This is a genomic window from Rhodoplanes sp. Z2-YC6860, from assembly GCF_001579845.1.
GTDB lineage: Bacteria > Pseudomonadota > Alphaproteobacteria > Rhizobiales > Xanthobacteraceae > Z2-YC6860.
The window spans coordinates 7,887,545-7,903,009 of sequence record NZ_CP007440.1; the positions used below are offsets into that span (position 1 = coordinate 7,887,545).

At 64.9% G+C, this 15,465-nt stretch carries 13 protein-coding genes; 10 read left to right on the top strand and 3 right to left on the bottom strand.

Annotated features, from left to right (window positions below; translation table 11 throughout):
* Positions 1-121 precede the first annotated feature (121 nt).
* From RHPLAN_RS36695 to RHPLAN_RS36720, 6 genes are all read left to right on the top strand, one after another.
* Entirely contained in the window at positions 122-487 is a 366-nt protein-coding gene (locus tag RHPLAN_RS36695) for a Rieske (2Fe-2S) protein (RefSeq protein ID WP_068029580.1), read from the top strand.
* Positions 474-890: a hypothetical protein gene (locus RHPLAN_RS36700; protein WP_068029583.1), complete on the top strand. Its 417-nt coding sequence runs from the start codon at positions 474-476 to the stop codon at positions 888-890. Before RHPLAN_RS36695 ends, RHPLAN_RS36700 begins: the two co-directional genes overlap by 14 nt.
* 61 nt (positions 891-951) lie before the next feature.
* Positions 952-2,202 carry an amidohydrolase family protein gene (locus RHPLAN_RS36705; protein WP_068029586.1) on the top strand — a complete coding sequence of 417 codons (1,251 nt, stop codon included), beginning with the start codon at positions 952-954 and terminating at the stop codon, positions 2,200-2,202.
* 298 nt (positions 2,203-2,500) lie between these two features.
* Positions 2,501-3,259 (top strand): molybdate ABC transporter substrate-binding protein, encoded by a 759-nt coding sequence (locus tag RHPLAN_RS36710; protein WP_068029589.1) that lies wholly within the window; start codon positions 2,501-2,503, stop codon positions 3,257-3,259.
* Positions 3,260-3,539: 280 nt separating this feature from the next.
* Entirely contained in the window at positions 3,540-4,754 is a 1,215-nt protein-coding gene (locus RHPLAN_RS36715) for an efflux RND transporter periplasmic adaptor subunit (protein ID WP_237179993.1), read from the top strand.
* A 9-nt stretch (positions 4,755-4,763) separates the two neighbouring features.
* Positions 4,764-7,937 carry a multidrug efflux RND transporter permease subunit gene (locus RHPLAN_RS36720; protein WP_084246294.1) on the top strand — a complete coding sequence of 1,058 codons (3,174 nt, stop codon included), beginning with the start codon at positions 4,764-4,766 and terminating at the stop codon, positions 7,935-7,937.
* 181 nt (positions 7,938-8,118) lie between these two features.
* On the opposite strand, the gene RHPLAN_RS36725 is transcribed toward RHPLAN_RS36720, so the two are convergent.
* From RHPLAN_RS36725 to RHPLAN_RS36735, 3 genes are all read right to left on the bottom strand, one after another.
* A complete protein-coding gene (locus tag RHPLAN_RS36725; protein ID WP_068029593.1) occupies positions 8,119-9,453 on the bottom strand; it encodes an LLM class flavin-dependent oxidoreductase in 1,335 nt (444 codons plus the stop codon).
* 152 nt (positions 9,454-9,605) lie between these two features.
* Positions 9,606-10,304 carry a dienelactone hydrolase family protein gene (locus tag RHPLAN_RS36730; protein ID WP_068029596.1) on the bottom strand — a complete coding sequence of 233 codons (699 nt, stop codon included), beginning with the start codon at positions 10,302-10,304 and terminating at the stop codon, positions 9,606-9,608.
* Positions 10,305-10,471: 167 nt separating this feature from the next.
* Positions 10,472-11,470: an amidohydrolase family protein gene (locus RHPLAN_RS36735; protein WP_068029600.1), complete on the bottom strand. Its 999-nt coding sequence runs from the start codon at positions 11,468-11,470 to the stop codon at positions 10,472-10,474.
* Between the two features lie 188 nt (positions 11,471-11,658).
* On the opposite strand from RHPLAN_RS36735, the gene RHPLAN_RS36740 reads away from it, so the two are divergent.
* The 4 genes from RHPLAN_RS36740 to RHPLAN_RS36755 all read left to right on the top strand — a co-directional run bounded on the left by RHPLAN_RS36740 (position 11,659) and on the right by RHPLAN_RS36755 (position 15,420).
* On the top strand, positions 11,659-12,564 hold the full coding sequence (locus RHPLAN_RS36740; RefSeq protein ID WP_237179994.1) for an IclR family transcriptional regulator: 906 nt from the start codon (positions 11,659-11,661) through the stop codon (positions 12,562-12,564).
* Between the two features lie 77 nt (positions 12,565-12,641).
* Positions 12,642-13,466: an ABC transporter ATP-binding protein gene (locus RHPLAN_RS36745; protein WP_237179995.1), complete on the top strand. Its 825-nt coding sequence runs from the start codon at positions 12,642-12,644 to the stop codon at positions 13,464-13,466.
* A 5-nt stretch (positions 13,467-13,471) separates the two neighbouring features.
* A complete protein-coding gene (locus RHPLAN_RS36750) occupies positions 13,472-14,329 on the top strand; it encodes an ABC transporter permease (protein ID WP_068029604.1) in 858 nt (285 codons plus the stop codon).
* A 23-nt stretch (positions 14,330-14,352) separates the two neighbouring features.
* Positions 14,353-15,420: an ABC transporter substrate-binding protein gene (locus RHPLAN_RS36755; protein WP_068029606.1), complete on the top strand. Its 1,068-nt coding sequence runs from the start codon at positions 14,353-14,355 to the stop codon at positions 15,418-15,420.
* Positions 15,421-15,465 lie beyond the last annotated feature (45 nt).

Below are 15,465 nucleotides of genomic sequence, written 5' to 3' on the forward strand. Positions count from 1 at the left end.
TGAGAACCGGTCCAAAGTGCCGGCCGCCCGATGGGGAAAAGCCGCACCGCGGCTTCGGGTCGGCCCAAGGATCGCCCGAGGAACGCTTAAGAATTGCCCAGGGAAAAGGCAGAGAACCAACATGCCCGAGAAGTTTGTCGCAAAGGCCTCCGAGTTCACCAACGGCGACCGCCGTATCGTTTTCGTCGGCGATAACGAGATCGGTGTCTTCAAGCACGAAGGCCAGTACTACGCTTACAGCAACTTCTGCCTGCACCAGGGCGGACCGGCCTGCGAAGGCCTGACCATCGCCAAGGTCGAGGAGCGGCTGCGCCCCGACAAGACCTCCCAGGGCCTCTACTTCTCCGAAAAGGACATGAACTTCGTCTGCCCGTGGCACGGCATGGAATACGACATGAAGACCGGTGAGTGCATCTCGAGCCGGAAGATGAAACTGAAGAAATACCAGGTGGTGGAAAAGGGAGACGAGGTTTATGTCGTCGCCTAAGGCCGCCAAATCGATGGCAGCCAAAGCCGCGGCGGCGACCAAGTCGTCACGCAAGCCTGCGGTGGTGGCCAAGCTGAAAGAGACGGCCACCCGGACCGTGGCGCCGAAGATCAAGACCCCGCAGACGGGACTCTCGGCCGATGCCATCAAGCTCGCCTCCGAGATCGAGCAGGCGTTCAAGAAGAGCGACGACGCGATCTCCGAAGAGGCGATGCAGGCGCTGATGAGTGCGCTGTGCCGGGTCTACGCGGCGCAGATCGAGAACGGCAGACAGTACACGCCGATCCCGGAAGGCCAGGTGGTCAGCCCAACCGGCGTGATGGTGACGGCGAGCGGCCTCTTGAAGGCCGCCAACCTCGCGGTGTTCGAACTCGGAATGTGGCAGAGCTGGACGGGACGCTGACCCTAAGGCCTGCTGGAACAAGACTTGAGCTAGAAAGAACTGGACTTTCAGGAGAAACGCCATGGACCTTATTGCTGATCGCGGCCGGCGCGTCACAGTCGAAGAGCTGAACACCAGCCAGTTGCTGTCTCATGCCCGCAAACAGGCGGTGCAGCGCAAGTTCGACGACATGCTGATCGTCGACGTCGACGCCCACCACTACGAGAACGAGCACTTCGCCGACATCCTGCCGTTCATGGAAAACGACGTGCTCAAGCAGCTCGCTCTGTCGGGCCGCGCCAGCACCCGGGCGCGCCCCAACCTGACGCCGCAGAGCATCGGCTTCCAGGACATGGGCGGCCGCGTCACGCGTTATCCGCTGCGTGGCACCGAGAAGACCAAGGACGGCTACGCCCGCGACGTCGAACTCGGCCACCGCTGGATGGACGCCATGAGCGTCGACTACTCGTGCCTGTTCCCGACCGGCATGCTCTCGATCGGACTGCATCCGCAGGCCGAGATGGAGGCCGATCTGTGCTGGGCCTACAACCGCTGGCTTACCGAGAAGGTGCTGCCGGATTCCGGCGATCGCTTCTTCTCGATGCTGACCTTGCCGTTCTCCGATCCCGACGAATGCCTGCGCCACGTCGAGAAGTTCGGCGACCGCAAGCATGTCGGCGGCTTCATGGTCACGACTGTGCGCAACAACCTCGCGGTCAACGACAACCGCTACATGAAAGTCTATCGCGCCATCGAAGAGCGCGGCCTGGTGCTGTCGTTCCACTCCGGCCCGAACTGGGGCGAGCCGATCTTCAAGAGCTGCAACCGCTTCCTGGTGGCGCACGCGCTCGGCTTCAGCTGGTACAACATCGTCAACCTGTCGAACTGGGTCATCAACGGCATGGGCGAGCGCTTCCCCAAGCTGCCGGTGATCTGGATCGAGTCCGGCCTCGCCTGGGTGCCGTTCCTGATGCAGAAGCTCGACCACGAGTACATGCTGCGTCCGTCGGAGGCGCCGCTGCTGAAGAAGAAGCCGTCGGACTACATGCGCGACATGTACTACTCGTCGCAGCCGATGGAGATCCAGGACATGGGCGCGCTGGAGACGACGTTCCGCATGATGAACGCCGAGACCCAGCTGATGTACTCCTCGGACTATCCGCACTGGGACTTCGACCTGCCCTCGACCATCAGCGACCTGCCGTTCCTCACCGACAAGGCCAAGCACAACATTCTCGGCGGCACCGCGGCGCGGCTGTTCAAGCTCAAGCCGCGCAACGAGAAGCAGAAAGAGAACCTGGTGAAGTTCGGCAACCACACCGCGGCGGCCTGATTTCAGGCGCAGCGTTTCAATCAGCCGGGGCGGCACTGAGTGCCGCCCCGTTTCCTTTTGCGGAAGCTGCAACATGCCGCGTTTATTGCCGCGTCGGCGGTGCGCTCCCTCTCCCGTGGGGAGAGGGTTGGGGAGAGGGCGTACGGTCTATCGATAGACCTTACCCCCTCACCCGCCTCGCTTCGCGAGGCGACCTCTCCCCATGGGAGAGGTGAAGAGCTGTTGCACCACCGATTCAATTTCGGACGATTGTGCGCTAGGCTTCTTCCCAAAGAAAAATACCGCTGGGAGAAACGCCATGCTGCATCGAATGCAGATTGTTCTCGCCGCTGCGAGCCTCGCATTTGCCGCGATGATCACCACCGCACACGCCACTGAGATCCAGCTTCTCGCTTCGACCGCGATGCGCGAGGCGCTCGATGCGCTGGTGCCGCAGTTCGAGAAGGAAAGCGGCCACAAGGTCACGATCAGCTTCTACCCGGCGGCGACGCTGGTGCTGAAGGTCAAGGACGGCGCGCCGGCCGACATCGTGATGACGACGCCGGACAATCTCACGGCGCTCACGAACACCAAGCATCTGGTCGACGGCACGCGCGTCGATTTCGCGCATTCTCGCGTCGGCGTCGCCGTGAAGGCTGGTGCGCCGAAGCCCGACATCGGCACGCCGGAGGCGCTGAAGGCTACGTTCCTTGCGGCGAAGTCGATCGGGGTGAGCCGCGGGCCGAGCGGCGTACATCTGCTCGGCCAGATGGCCAAGCTCGGCATCGCCGATCAGGTGAAGGCCAAGATGGTGCAGCCCGATCTCGGCGTGCGAGTCGGCACTCTTGTGGCCGAGGGCAAGGCGGAGATCGGCGTGCAGCAGGTCGGCGAACTGTTGCCGATCAAGGGCATCGTGTTTCTCGGGCCCCTGCCGAGCGAACTGCAGACCGTGATCGTCTACGGCATGGCGCGCTCGGCCAATGCCCGGCAATGGGACGCGGCAAGCATGCTGGTGAAGTATCTCACCGCGCCCACCGTCGGCCCAACGCTGAAGACGATCGGTCTCGACCCGGCATAAGCCCAAGGGCCGGTTCAAGGCTAAGGACCAGGGCAACCACCGCCGTTTTCTGTAATTATTCCAGTTACTTGATGGTGATTTGATACCGCCTCACGTGGGCGTGATGGCGCGCGACAATCCGCGCAGATGCGGATGCATTCCGCATCGCAATATAAATGAATGTTCATTTTAGAGGGGCGCCCTGGAATGCCGTCACGTCGTCAGCTTGAGCCGTTCTGGCCTCCGGCGTCCGCCCTGCCCTGATCGGGAATATCCCCCTCCACTGGAATCTGGAACGCCCATGACCCCGTTTCGCGCTGTGCGGCTCTCGTCGATGGCTGCGCTCGCCTCCCTTGCACTCGCCGCCTGCTCCGAGGGCCCTGCCGCCCCGAGCGACAAGGCGCCGCCGCAGGAGGTGAGCGTCGTGGCGCTTGAGCCCACGCCGCGGCCGGTGATCCGTGAGCTGCCCGGGCGCATCGCACCCACGCGCATCGCCGAGGTGCGGGCCCGCGTCTCCGGCATCGTCGTCAGCCGCAACTTCGAACAGGGCACCGACGTCAAGGAAGGCGACGTGCTGTACGAGCTCGACGCCAAGCCGTTCGAGATCGACCTTCAGGCCCAGCAGGCCGCGCTGGACCGCGCCACCGCGGTGCTGCAGCAGGAAGGCCAAAACGCCAAGCGCGCGCAGGCGCTGCTGCCATCGCGCGCGATCGCGCAGGCGCAATACGACACCGCGATTGCGACCTTGCGCCAGGCCGAGGCCGATGTCGCGGCCCGCCAGGCCGACGTCGCGCGCGCCAGGCTCAATCTCGACTACACGAAGGTCCGCGCGCCGATCAGCGGCCGCATCGGCCGCGCTCTCGTCACCGAAGGCGCGCTGATCAACTCGGCCGATGCCACCAACATGGCGACGATCCAGCGGCTCGATCCGATCTATGCCGACTTCACCCAGTCGGTCGCAGAGCTCAACCAGCTGCGCCGCGAGTTCGCGCGCGGCGATCTGGAGGAGGTGGCGCCGGGCGCCGCGAAGGTGCGGCTCGTGCTCGATAACGGCGAGCTCTATCCCTACCACGGCCGGCTGCTGTTCTCGGAAGCCACGGTCGATCCCGGCACCGGCCAGGTGACGCTGCGCGGCGAGTTTCCGAATCCCAAGATGGAGTTGCTGCCCGGCACCTACGTCCGGGTGCAGATCGAGCAAGGCATCGATCCCGACGCTCTCTCGGTGCCGCAGCAGGCGGTGCGACGGAACGATGCCGGCGGCAGCGAACTGTTTCTGGTTCGCGACGACAACCGCGCCACGATGGCTCCGGTGCGGCTCGGCCGCGTGGTCGACAACCAATGGCTGGTGCTCGATGGCGTGAAACCCGGCGACCGCGTGATCGTCGACGGCTTCCAGAAGTTCGTCGCCGGCGACGTGATCAATCCGAAGCCCTGGCAAGCGGCGGTGACGCGGCGCGCCGAGACTGAGGCGCCCCGTCGCGAAGCCAACGCCGACGAGAACATCTCGACGCGCTGACGAGGACCGATGCCCGCATTCTTCATCAACCGGCCCATCTTCGCGTGGGTCGTGGCGCTCTTGATCTGTCTTGGCGGATTGCTGGCGATTCCGTTCCTCGCGGTCGCGCAATATCCGATCATCGCGCCGCCGTCGATCTCGATCAGCACCAGCTATCCGGGCGCCTCGCCGGAGAACCTCTACAACAGCGTCACGCGGCTGATCGAAGAGGAGCTGAACGGCGCGGGCGGCATCCTCAACTTCGAATCGACCAGCGACTCGCTCGGCCAGGTCGAGATCACGGCGAACTTCGTGCCGGGCACCCGCACCGAGCAGGCCTCGGTCGAGGTGCAGAACCGCATCAAGCGCGTCGAGGCGCGGCTGCCGCGCTCGGTGATCCAGCAGGGCATCCTGATCGAGGAAGCCTCCAGCGCGGTGCTGCAGATCATCACGCTGCGCTCGACCGACGGCAGCCTCGACGAGGTCGGCCTCGGCGACTTCCTGGTGCGCAATATCCTCGGCGAAATCCGCCGCATCCCGGGCGTCGGCCGCGCCACGCTCTACTCGACCGAACGCGCGCTGCGCATCTGGATCGATCCCAACCGCCTCGTCGGCTACAACCTGACAACCGACGACGTGACCAAGGCCATCAACGCGCAGAACGCCCAGGTCGCCTCGGGCAGCATCGGCGTGGAGCCCAGCCAGTCGAGCCAGCAGATCTCAGCGCTGGTGATGGTGAAGGGGCAGTTCGACGCGCCGGACGAATTCGGCTCCATCGTGCTGCGCGCCAATGCCGACGGCTCGACGGTGCGGCTGCGCGACGTCGCCCGCATCGAAGTCGGCGGCATGAGCTATCAGTTCAGCACGCGGGTGGACGGCCAGCCGACCGCGGGCCTGACGGTGCTGCTCGCGCCCGGCGCCAACGCGCTCGCCACGGCGAAGGCCGTCAAGGCGAAGATGGACGAGCTGTCGAACGTCTTCCCGGCCAACATCAAGCACAACATTTCCTATGACATCACCCCGGTGGTGGTGGCCTCGATCAACAAGGTGCTGACCACGCTCGGCGAGGCCGTGGTGCTGGTGTTCCTGGTGATGCTGCTGTTCCTGCAGAACATCCGCTACACGCTGATTCCGACCATCGTCGTGCCGGTGGCGCTGCTCGGCACCTGCGCCACGCTTTTGATGCTCGACCTCTCGATCAACATGCTGACGCTGTTCGGCATGGTGCTCGCCATCGGCATCCTGGTCGACGACGCCATCGTCGTGGTCGAGAACGTCGAGCGCATCATGTCCGAGGAAGGGCTGTCGCCGAAGGAAGCAACGCGCAAAGCGATGGGCCAGATCACCGGCGCCATCATCGGCATCACGCTGGTGCTGATGTCGGTGTTCGTCCCGATGGCGTTCTTCCCGGGCTCGGTCGGCATCATCTACCGCCAGTTCTCAGTGACGATGATCGCCGCGATCGGCTTCTCGGCGCTGCTGGCGCTGTCATTGACGCCCGCGCTGTGTGCGACGCTGCTCAAGCCCGTCGAGGCCGGGCACCATCACGCCAAGCGCGGCCTGTTCGGCTGGTTCAACCGCCGCATGGAGCAGGCGAAGCAAGGCTACGGCGGACTGGTGAGCTGGTCGATCCTGCGCGCCGGCCGCTTCATGGCGATCTACGCGGTCATGCTGGTCGTGATCGGCTTCGCCTTCACCCGGCTGCCGGGCGGCTTCCTGCCGGTCGACGACCAGGGCTTCTTCACCACCGACGTGCAGACGCCGTCCGACGCGGCGTTCCCACGCACGCTGGAGGCCGTCAAACGCGTCGAGGAGGCTCTCGCCAAACGCCAAGGCGTCGAAACGGTGACGTTCCTCACCGGCTTCAGCTTTCTCGGCCAGGGCGCCAACACCGCGCAGGCGTTCGTGACGCTGAAGGACTGGTCCGAGCGCGGCGAGAATGACACGGTCGAACAGATCGCCGCCGACATCAACCGGCAGTTCGCGACGTTCCGCGACGCCAAGGTCTCGGCGCTCGAGCCGCCGCCGATCGACAATCTCGGCAATTCGTCCGGCTTCAGCTTCCGCCTGCAGGACCGCGGCCAGCGCGGCTATGCGGAGTTGATGCGTGCAAAAGACCAGTTGCTCGCCGCCGCGGCGCGGAGCCCGGTCCTGGCAGGCGTCTACGTCGAAGGCCTGCCTCCCGCGCCGCAGATCGAGCTCCTGATCGACCGCGAGAAGGCCGCGGCGTTCGGCGTGACCTTCGAGGAGATCAACAACACCGTCTCGACCAATCTCGGCTCGGCCTACATCAACGATTATCCGAACCGCGGCCGCATGCAGCGCGTCATCGTGCAGGCCGACCGCGCGGCGCGGATGCAGCCCGACGAGATCCTGACCTACAACGTGCGCAATGCGCGCGCTCAGCTCGTGCCGATGTCGTCGTTCGCCACCGTGCAGTGGTCCACCGGGCCATCGCAGATCGTGGGCTTCAACTACTATCCGTCGGTTCGCATCTCCGGCGAGGCCAAGCCGGGCTACACCTCGGGCGACGCGATCCGCGAGATGGAGCGCCTTTCCGCACAACTGCCGCGCGGCTTTGGCTATGAATGGACCGGTCAGTCGCTGCAGGAGAAGCAGTCCGGCTCGCAGGCGCCGTTCCTGCTGGCGCTGTCGGTGCTGCTGGTGTTCCTGGTGCTGGCAGCGCTCTACGAGAGCTGGACCATTCCGCTTTCGGTGCTGCTGACGGTGCCGCTCGGCGTTCTCGGCGCGGTCGTCGCGGCGACGCTGCGCGGCTTGCCGAACGACGTCTACTTCACGGTCGGCATCATCACCATCATCGGCCTCGCCGCGAAAGACGGCATCCTGATCATCGAGTTCGCCAAGGCGCTGCGCGAGCAGGGCAAGACCGTCCGAGACGCCATCATCGAAGCCTGCCGGATGCGCTTCCGGCCGATCCTGATGACGGGCTTAGCCTTCGTCATGGGCGTCGCGCCGATGGTGATCGCGCACGGCGCCAGCGCCAAGAGCCAGCAGGCACTCGGCACCGGCGTGATGGGCGGCATGATCGCGGTCGTGGCACTGGCGCTGCTGATGGTGCCGGTGTTCTTCGTCGCCGTGCAGTGGGCGTTCAACCGTGAGGCACGGCAGGAGATGCGCGAGGCGGCGAAGGCGTCGGGCGATGCAGCGACCGTGTCGCACACTGCGGCGGAGCCCAGCGCGTAGCTATTTTTGGTGGCACCGGCCCCACCCTCCCCTGGAGGGGGAGGGTCGACCGCCGAAGGCGGGCGGGGTGGGGTGAACCTAGCGGCGAGGAAGATCACCCACCCCGCGAGCTTCGCTCGCGACCCTCCCCCTCCAGGGGAGGGTGAAGTAGCGCCACCGCCTCAAACGCAAACAGCCGCGATCACTCCGCAGCGGCTGACGTCGCAGCAAACCGGTTCGGCGGCCGCGGCAATCCCAGATTCTCTCGCAAGGTCGCGCCTTCGTAGCGCGTGCGGAACAGGCCGCGTCGCTGCAATTCCGGAATGACCTCGTCGACGAACGTGTTCAACTCATGCGGTAGAGTCTGCGGCATGATGTTGAAGCCGTCGGCCGCGCCGCCGCGGTACCATTCCTCCAGCGCGTCGGCGATGTCCAACGCGGTGCCGAACACGACGCGGTGACCGCGCGCGGTGGCGACGCGGATATAGAGCTGGCGGATCGTCATGTTCTCGGCGCGCGCCATGTCCATGACGACCTTCTGGCGGCCCTGCTGCGTATTCGTCAGCGGCACGTCCGGCACCGGGCCGTCGAGCGGATATTTCGACAGATCGAGGCCGACGATGTCGGACAACATCGCGACGCCCAGCTCGGGATGAATCAGCGTCTGGAGCTGCTCGAATTTTTCCCTGGCCTCGTCGCGGCTCTTGCCGACCACCGTCAGCACGCCGGGCATGACCTTGATGGAATCCGGCGAGCGGCCGCACTTCGCGGTGCGCGCTTTGAGCTCGGCATAGAATTTCTTCGAAGCTTCGAGGTTCTGCGACACCGTGAACAGCACCTCGGCGGTGCGCGCCGCAAGCTCGAGCCCCGCCTCCGACTGCCCGGCCTGCACGATCACCGGCTGGCCCTGCGGTGAGCGCGGCACCATCAAGGGCCCGCGCACCGAGAAGTGCGTGCCCTTGTGATGCAGCATGTGGAGTTTTTCAGGGTGGAAGAACAGCCCGCCGTTCTTGTCCAGGACGTGGGCGTCGTCCTCCCACGTGTCCCAAAGCCCCTGCGCCACGTCGATGAACTCGGCGGCGCGCTCGTAGCGTTGGTCGTGCGGCACGTGGGCCGCATGGCTGAAGTTCAGCGCTTCGGACGCCGCCGACGAGGTGACCACGTTCCAGCCGACGCGGCCCTCGCTCAACTGGTCCAACGTGGCGAACATGCGCGCCACATGGAACGGATCGAGATAGGTGGTGGTGGCGGTCGAGATCAGGCCGATGCGGCTCGTCACCGCCGCGAGCGCGCCGAGCAACGTCAGCGGTTCGAGCCGCATCGACACCGTCGTGCGCTTCCAGATGTCCGGGTCGTCAGGGCCGAAGGTCGAATTGCTGTCGGCGTTGAAGACGAAATCGAACAGCCCGCGCTCGGCGATCTGCGTGATGTTGACGTAGTGCTTCAGGCTCTGGTTGGCGTTCGGCATGACGCCGGGATCGCGCCATGACGCGATGTGGTGGCCGGTTCCATAAAGGAAAAAGCCGAGTTTCATCATGGCGGCACGTGCTCCATTCTCTCAGCTCGGTCATTCCGGGACCGCGCGCAGCGCGGGACCCGGAATCCAGTACGGGGCTCCGAATCCGCGTCTGGATTCCGGGTTCCGGCCTTCGGCCGGCCCCGGAATGACCGCGGGGAGAGAGCTTACTCCTAGCCGAGGTGCTTTTTGAAGAAGTCGACCGTCAACGCCAGCGCGCGGTCGGCTTCGGGTTTCGAATAGGTCTTGCCGCCGTGGCGCGCAAAGGCGTGGTCGGCGCCGGGATATTTGTGGATCGTCACCAGCGGATTGGGCGACAGGCGCCGCTCCAGCATGTCGTTGACTTCGGCCTGCACCCAGCGGTCCTTCATCGCCATGTGCAGCACGAACGGCCGGTGGAGGTTCTTTACCTCCTTGATGCGGTGCTCGATATAGGTGCCGTAATAGGCCACCGCACAATCGATGTCGGTGCGGCAGCACATCAGGTAGCAGAGCTTGCCGCCGAGACAGTAGCCGACCGCGCCGACCTTGCCGTTGCACTCCAGAATCTTCTCCAGATAGTGCCAGACGTCTTCCATGTCGCGGACACCGAGGTCGTAGTCGAACTCGTAATAGAGATCGAACGCCTTCTGCACGTGATCCGGATTCTTGTCAGAGAGTTCGACGCCCGGCTCCTGCCGCCAGAACAGGTCCGGCACGAGACACACGAAACCCGCTTCGGCGAACTCGTGGGCGTGGTGGCGCATGGTGTCGTTGACGCCCCAGATCTCCATGATGGCGATGACGGCACCCACCGGCTTCTTGTCCGGATAGGCGATGTAGGCGCCCATCTCGCCGTCGCGGAGTTTGACCCGGATGTTCTCGGTTCGCATTTCCCTGCCTGTTCCCTCTCGTCCTTGGCGCTGCTCTCTCCGCTGTCATGCGCGGGCTTGACCCGCGCATCCATGATGCACCAGCAGCCTATTCAACTCTTACGACTGCCTTCGTTGCACCTCGTCATGGATTGCCGGGTCAAGCCCGGCAATGACTCGTGGAAAGTTCAGAGCTTTAAAAGCTGCTTCGCGTTGCCGGAGAATATCGCGTCCTTCTCCGACTGCGGAATCTCCAGCGCGTTCACGGCGGCGATGGTGTTGCGAATGAGCCCGCGGCCGAGTTCGAAATCGAACGGCGCGTCGGTCGCGAACACACTGTGCGCGGTGCCGAAGAAATCGTGGCCGCAGCGCGTCGGCCCCACCTCTCCCAACGCCGTGTCGGCATAGAGCATCTTGAAGTAGTCGAGCGGCGGCTTCCGGAGGCCCGCCTGCAGCGCCTCCGGATTGTGGTCCGGCGCGCCGAAGAAGATCTGCTTGAAGCCGAGCTTAATCTTGCCGGCGAAATACGGGATCATGCCGCCCATGTGATGGCTGACGATCTTCAAGGTCGGCAATTCGTCGAAGATGCCGGAGTAAATCAGCCGCGTCATGCAGGCGGTGGTCTCATAAGGCCAGCCGAAGCTGAACCAGATCTCGTTCTGCGATTCCTTTTCGCTCGCGTAGTCGGAGAACTGCGCGGTGCGCATCGGATGCACGAAGACCGGCAGATCGTGGGCCACCATCGCGGCGAACACCGGCCGGAATTTCGGCGCCGACAGCGGCTCGCCAGCCACGTTGGTAAAGACCTGAACGCCGCGCGCGCCCAAATCTTTGATCGCGCGTTCCGCCTCGACCACCGACGCGTCCGGATTGTTCATCGGCAGCGAGGCGATGAAGGTCGGGAAATGGTCGGGGTGCTTGCGGCAGGTTTCGGCCAGCAGATCGTTCGCCATCCGCACCAGATCCGGCACCTTGTCGGGCGGGCCAATCAGCTCCGGCGGCGGATTGGCGAGCGACAGCACATGCTGCGTGCCGGGAAACTCGTCGAGCAGCGCGCGGCGCGCATCAACGTCCCAGAGCGGTTTGAGCCGCGGGAACGCCGTGAGCACCGGATGGCCCGGGATGAGGCTGCCGAGCCGCTCCAGATAAGCCTGCGGCATGAAGTGGTTGAAGATGTCGATCATCATGGGGCACGCAATCTAGCGCAAAACCTGCCGCGGCAAACAGCGTCCGGCCGGGCGACGCTCTGCAATGGAAACATACGGGTGCGTCATGTCGTGCCGTTGACGCAGAGCCTCTGAGGAGGCATTTTCGTAGATAGAAAAATATTTTCGCAATCCGAAAACTTGGATTGCCCACGGGTGGAAGCGTCGCGTTGAGTCTCAATCGCACCCCATCGAACGGAAATCCCCGCGGCAAGGCGGCCGCCGCGCGCCCCCGTGCGCTGCCGCGTCCGCGCAAGACGGCGGACGCCGAAAGCACCACCACCGAAGACCCGCGCAACCTCGTCAACTCGCTGTCCAAGGGGCTGCGGGTGCTGGAATCCTTCAGCGCCGAGCGCACCGAAATGACCTTGAGCGAGGTGGCGCGCGCCGCCGGCATCGATCCGGGCACCGCGTTCCGCATGCTCAACACCCTGGTGATGCTCGGCTACGTGGCCCGCGTCCCGGACAGCAAGCGCTTCCGGCTGACCATGAAGGTGGTCGATCTCGGCCTGCACGCCATCGGGCGCTCTGATCTGCGCGAGCTGGCACGACCGATCCTGCGCTCTCTCGTTGGCGAAATCAGCGAGGCGGCAAGCCTCGGCGTGATGGATGGCGGAGACGTGCTCTATGTCGAGCGGGTGCGCGCGGGGCTGACGCGGCTCGGCGTCGACATCCGCATCGGCACGCAGATTCCGGCAAGCGTCGGCATCATAGGCCACGCCATCCTGGCGTTCCTGCCGCCGCGCGACCGCGAACGCGTGCTGGCGATGCCGACGCGCCGCGGCGAGACGGCATCGCATGCGCTGACGCGGGCGGAGCTCGACCGCACGCTCGAAACGATCCGTCAGCGCGGCTATGCGCTGCATGACTCCCTGTTCGGCAACGGGCTGCGCGTTCTCGCGGTGCCGGTGCTCGACACCGACGGTTATCCGGTCGCCTCGATCAGCGTCGCGGCGCCGATCGTGCGCATGCCGATGGACGAATTCCTCAAGCTGGCGCTGGCGCCCCTGCAGCACGCCGCGCGCGAGGTCGCCCGCGCCGTGCAGGCGAGCGGCACCATCTCGACGGCGGTTTAGAGCATGATCCCGAAAAGTGTGAAGCGGTTTTCGGAAAAGATCATGCTCGGACAAGAGCGACGGGCGGAGAAGTGTCGATGACGGCGGTGGGAACGATGACAATGCCGGGCCGCGCCGCAGCCTCCGGTGCACTGGCGCGCAGCGGCGCCCTGATCGAAGCGAAAGCCATCGTCAAAATCTATCCCACCGTATCGGGCGAGCCGGTGCTGGCGCTCGACCGGGTCGACATGTCGGTCGAGGACGGCGAATTCGTCTGCCTGGTCGGCCCTTCGGGCTGCGGCAAGAGCACCTTGATGCGGCTGCTCGCAGGCCTCGACCGTGCCGACGCCGGCACGTTCTCACTCGGCGGCACCGCGATCGACGGGCCGTCGTCCGAAGTGGGCGTGGTGTTTCAGCAGGCGACGCTGCTGCCGTGGCTCACGGTCTGGCAGAACGTCACGCTGCCGCTGCGTGTCGGCGGTCACGGGATCGGCGAGCGTGAAGGCCCGGTGCGCGAACTTCTGAAGATCGCGGCGCTGCAGGGTTTCGAGAACAAGTATCCATACGAGCTATCCGGCGGCATGCAACAGCGCGTCGCCATCGTCCGCGCGCTGGCGCGCGATCCCAAGCTGCTTCTGATGGACGAGCCGTTCGGCGCGCTCGATGCGCTCACCCGCGAGAAGATGAACGCCGAGCTGCAGCGCATCTGGCTCGCGAGCCGTAAGACCGTGGTGCTGATCACGCACTCGATCGACGAGGCGATTTTCCTCGGCGACCGTGTGGTGGTGATGTCGCCGCGACCCGGCCGCATCGTCCGCGAGCTCAAGGTCGACCTGCCGCGTCCCCGCGTTGCCGCCGAGACCTTCGGCCATCCCGAACACGTCAAGCTGTCGCGCGAGATCCGCGTGCTGCTCGAAGGCTGACCGTCATGACCGACCTCTCGCACGAACCTTCCGCGCTCGATCTCGTCTCGGCTTCGGCCGCCAACGCGCAGTCGCGCCGCCGCAGGGAGCGCTTCGCCAACGTCGGCATCGCCATCGCCGGTGCATTGGCGTTGCTGCTGATCTGGAAGCTTGCCGTGATGGCGCTCAACGTGCCGCCCTACATCCTGCCGGCGCCGGAGGGCGTGTTCACGGCGCTGTGGAGCGGCATCGCGGTTTCGCCGGCCAGCCCGCTCGGCTTCTATCTGCCGCTGTGGAGCACGCTGTCGAACGCGCTGTTCGGCTTTCTGATCGGCGCAGGCCTTGGATTGATCGTCGGTTCGCTGATGGCGGAATTCCGTCCGGTCGAAACGGCGCTGATGCCTTACGCCTTCGCGCTGCAGAGCCTGCCCAAGGTCGCCATCGCGCCGCTGATCGTGATCTGGTGCGGTTTCGGCGACGGCTCGAAGATCGCGATGGCGGCGCTGCTCGCGTTCTTCCCGATGCTGGTGAACAGCTTCGCCGGCATGCGCTCGGCCGACGTCGAACGGATCGAGTTGATGAAGGTGCTCTCGGCGTCGCGGTTCGAGACCTACCGGCTGGTCAAGCTTCCCTCGGCCGCGCCTTACATCTTTGCCGGTCTGGACATGGGCATCGTCTATGCGCTCCTTGGCACCATCGTCGCGGAATTTCTCGGTGCCCAGGAGGGCATGGGTGTCGTCATCACCAAGGCGCAGGCGGTGACGGACGTCGCCGGCGTGTTTGCGGTGCTCACCGTCCTCGGCGCCACCGGCATCATCCTGCACCTCGTCGTCAGCCGGACCCAGCGCAAGCTGATCCACTGGATGGACCGCGGGCAGCATTAAGAAACAGCATTCGGGAGAAACACATGATCAATCGACGCAAGGTCGTTCAAGGAATGGGTGCCGGTGTCGGCTTGTTCGCCATGCCGTCCATCGTGCGGGCGCAGGAGCTGCGCAAGATCCGCATGGGCTTCGGCATCAAGTCGGTCAATCCGATCATCATCAACATCCTGATCTCGGAGGGGCTCGGCTACACCAAGGAAGAAGGCCTGCAATTCACGCCGCTCGCGCTCGGCACCAACTCCAACGCGCAGATCGCGGTCGACAAGGGCGACACCGAGTTCGCGGTCGGCACGCCGAGCTTCCAGTTCCCGCTGTTCGCCAAGGGCCAGCTGCCGCCGATCGTGAACTTCTACGAATACACCTATCCGTATAAGTGGGACGTCGCGGTGAAGCCGGACTCGGCGGTCCAGAAATACGAAGACCTCAAGGGCAAGAAGATCGGCGTCAGCGACTTGGGCACCACCGACTATCCGGTGACCCGCGCGGTGCTGCAGAACATCGGCGTCGATCCGGACAAGGACGTGCAGTGGCTCGCGGTCGGCGCCGGCGTCACCGCGGGTGTCGCGCTTCAGCGCGGCGTGATCGATGCGCTGGCTTATTTCGACACCGGCTTCGGCCAGATCGACGCCGCAGGCATCGGCATGCGCATGCTGCCGCGGCCGAAGAACATCCCGCTGATCGGCGGGCTGTTCCTCAGCGCGAAGGAAGGCTTCCTCAAGGAGAACCGCAAGGTCGCGGTGGGCTTCGGCCGCGCCGTGAACAAGGCCTCGGAGTTCCTGCTGGCCAATCCGGAGGCCGGCGCCCGCGTGTTCCTGAAGATGTATCCCGAGACCGCGCCGCGCGGCGCGAGCGAAGCCGACGCGGTGAAGTCGGTGCTGCTCGCCGCTCAGCGCCGCATCCCGCTGTACCGGCCGCCCTACGAAAATACCAAAATGGGCTTCATCCGTGAGGACGAGCTGCTGACGGATGCCAAGTTCCAGGGGCTCGACATCAAGAACATCAAGCCGCTCTACACCAACGAGTTTATCGACGAGATCAACGATTACGATCACGGCAAGATTATCGAGCAGGCAAAGTCGTATAAGACCTGATCGTCAACGCGAATGCGGCTCCAGGCGGAATTCGCCGCCGGGAGC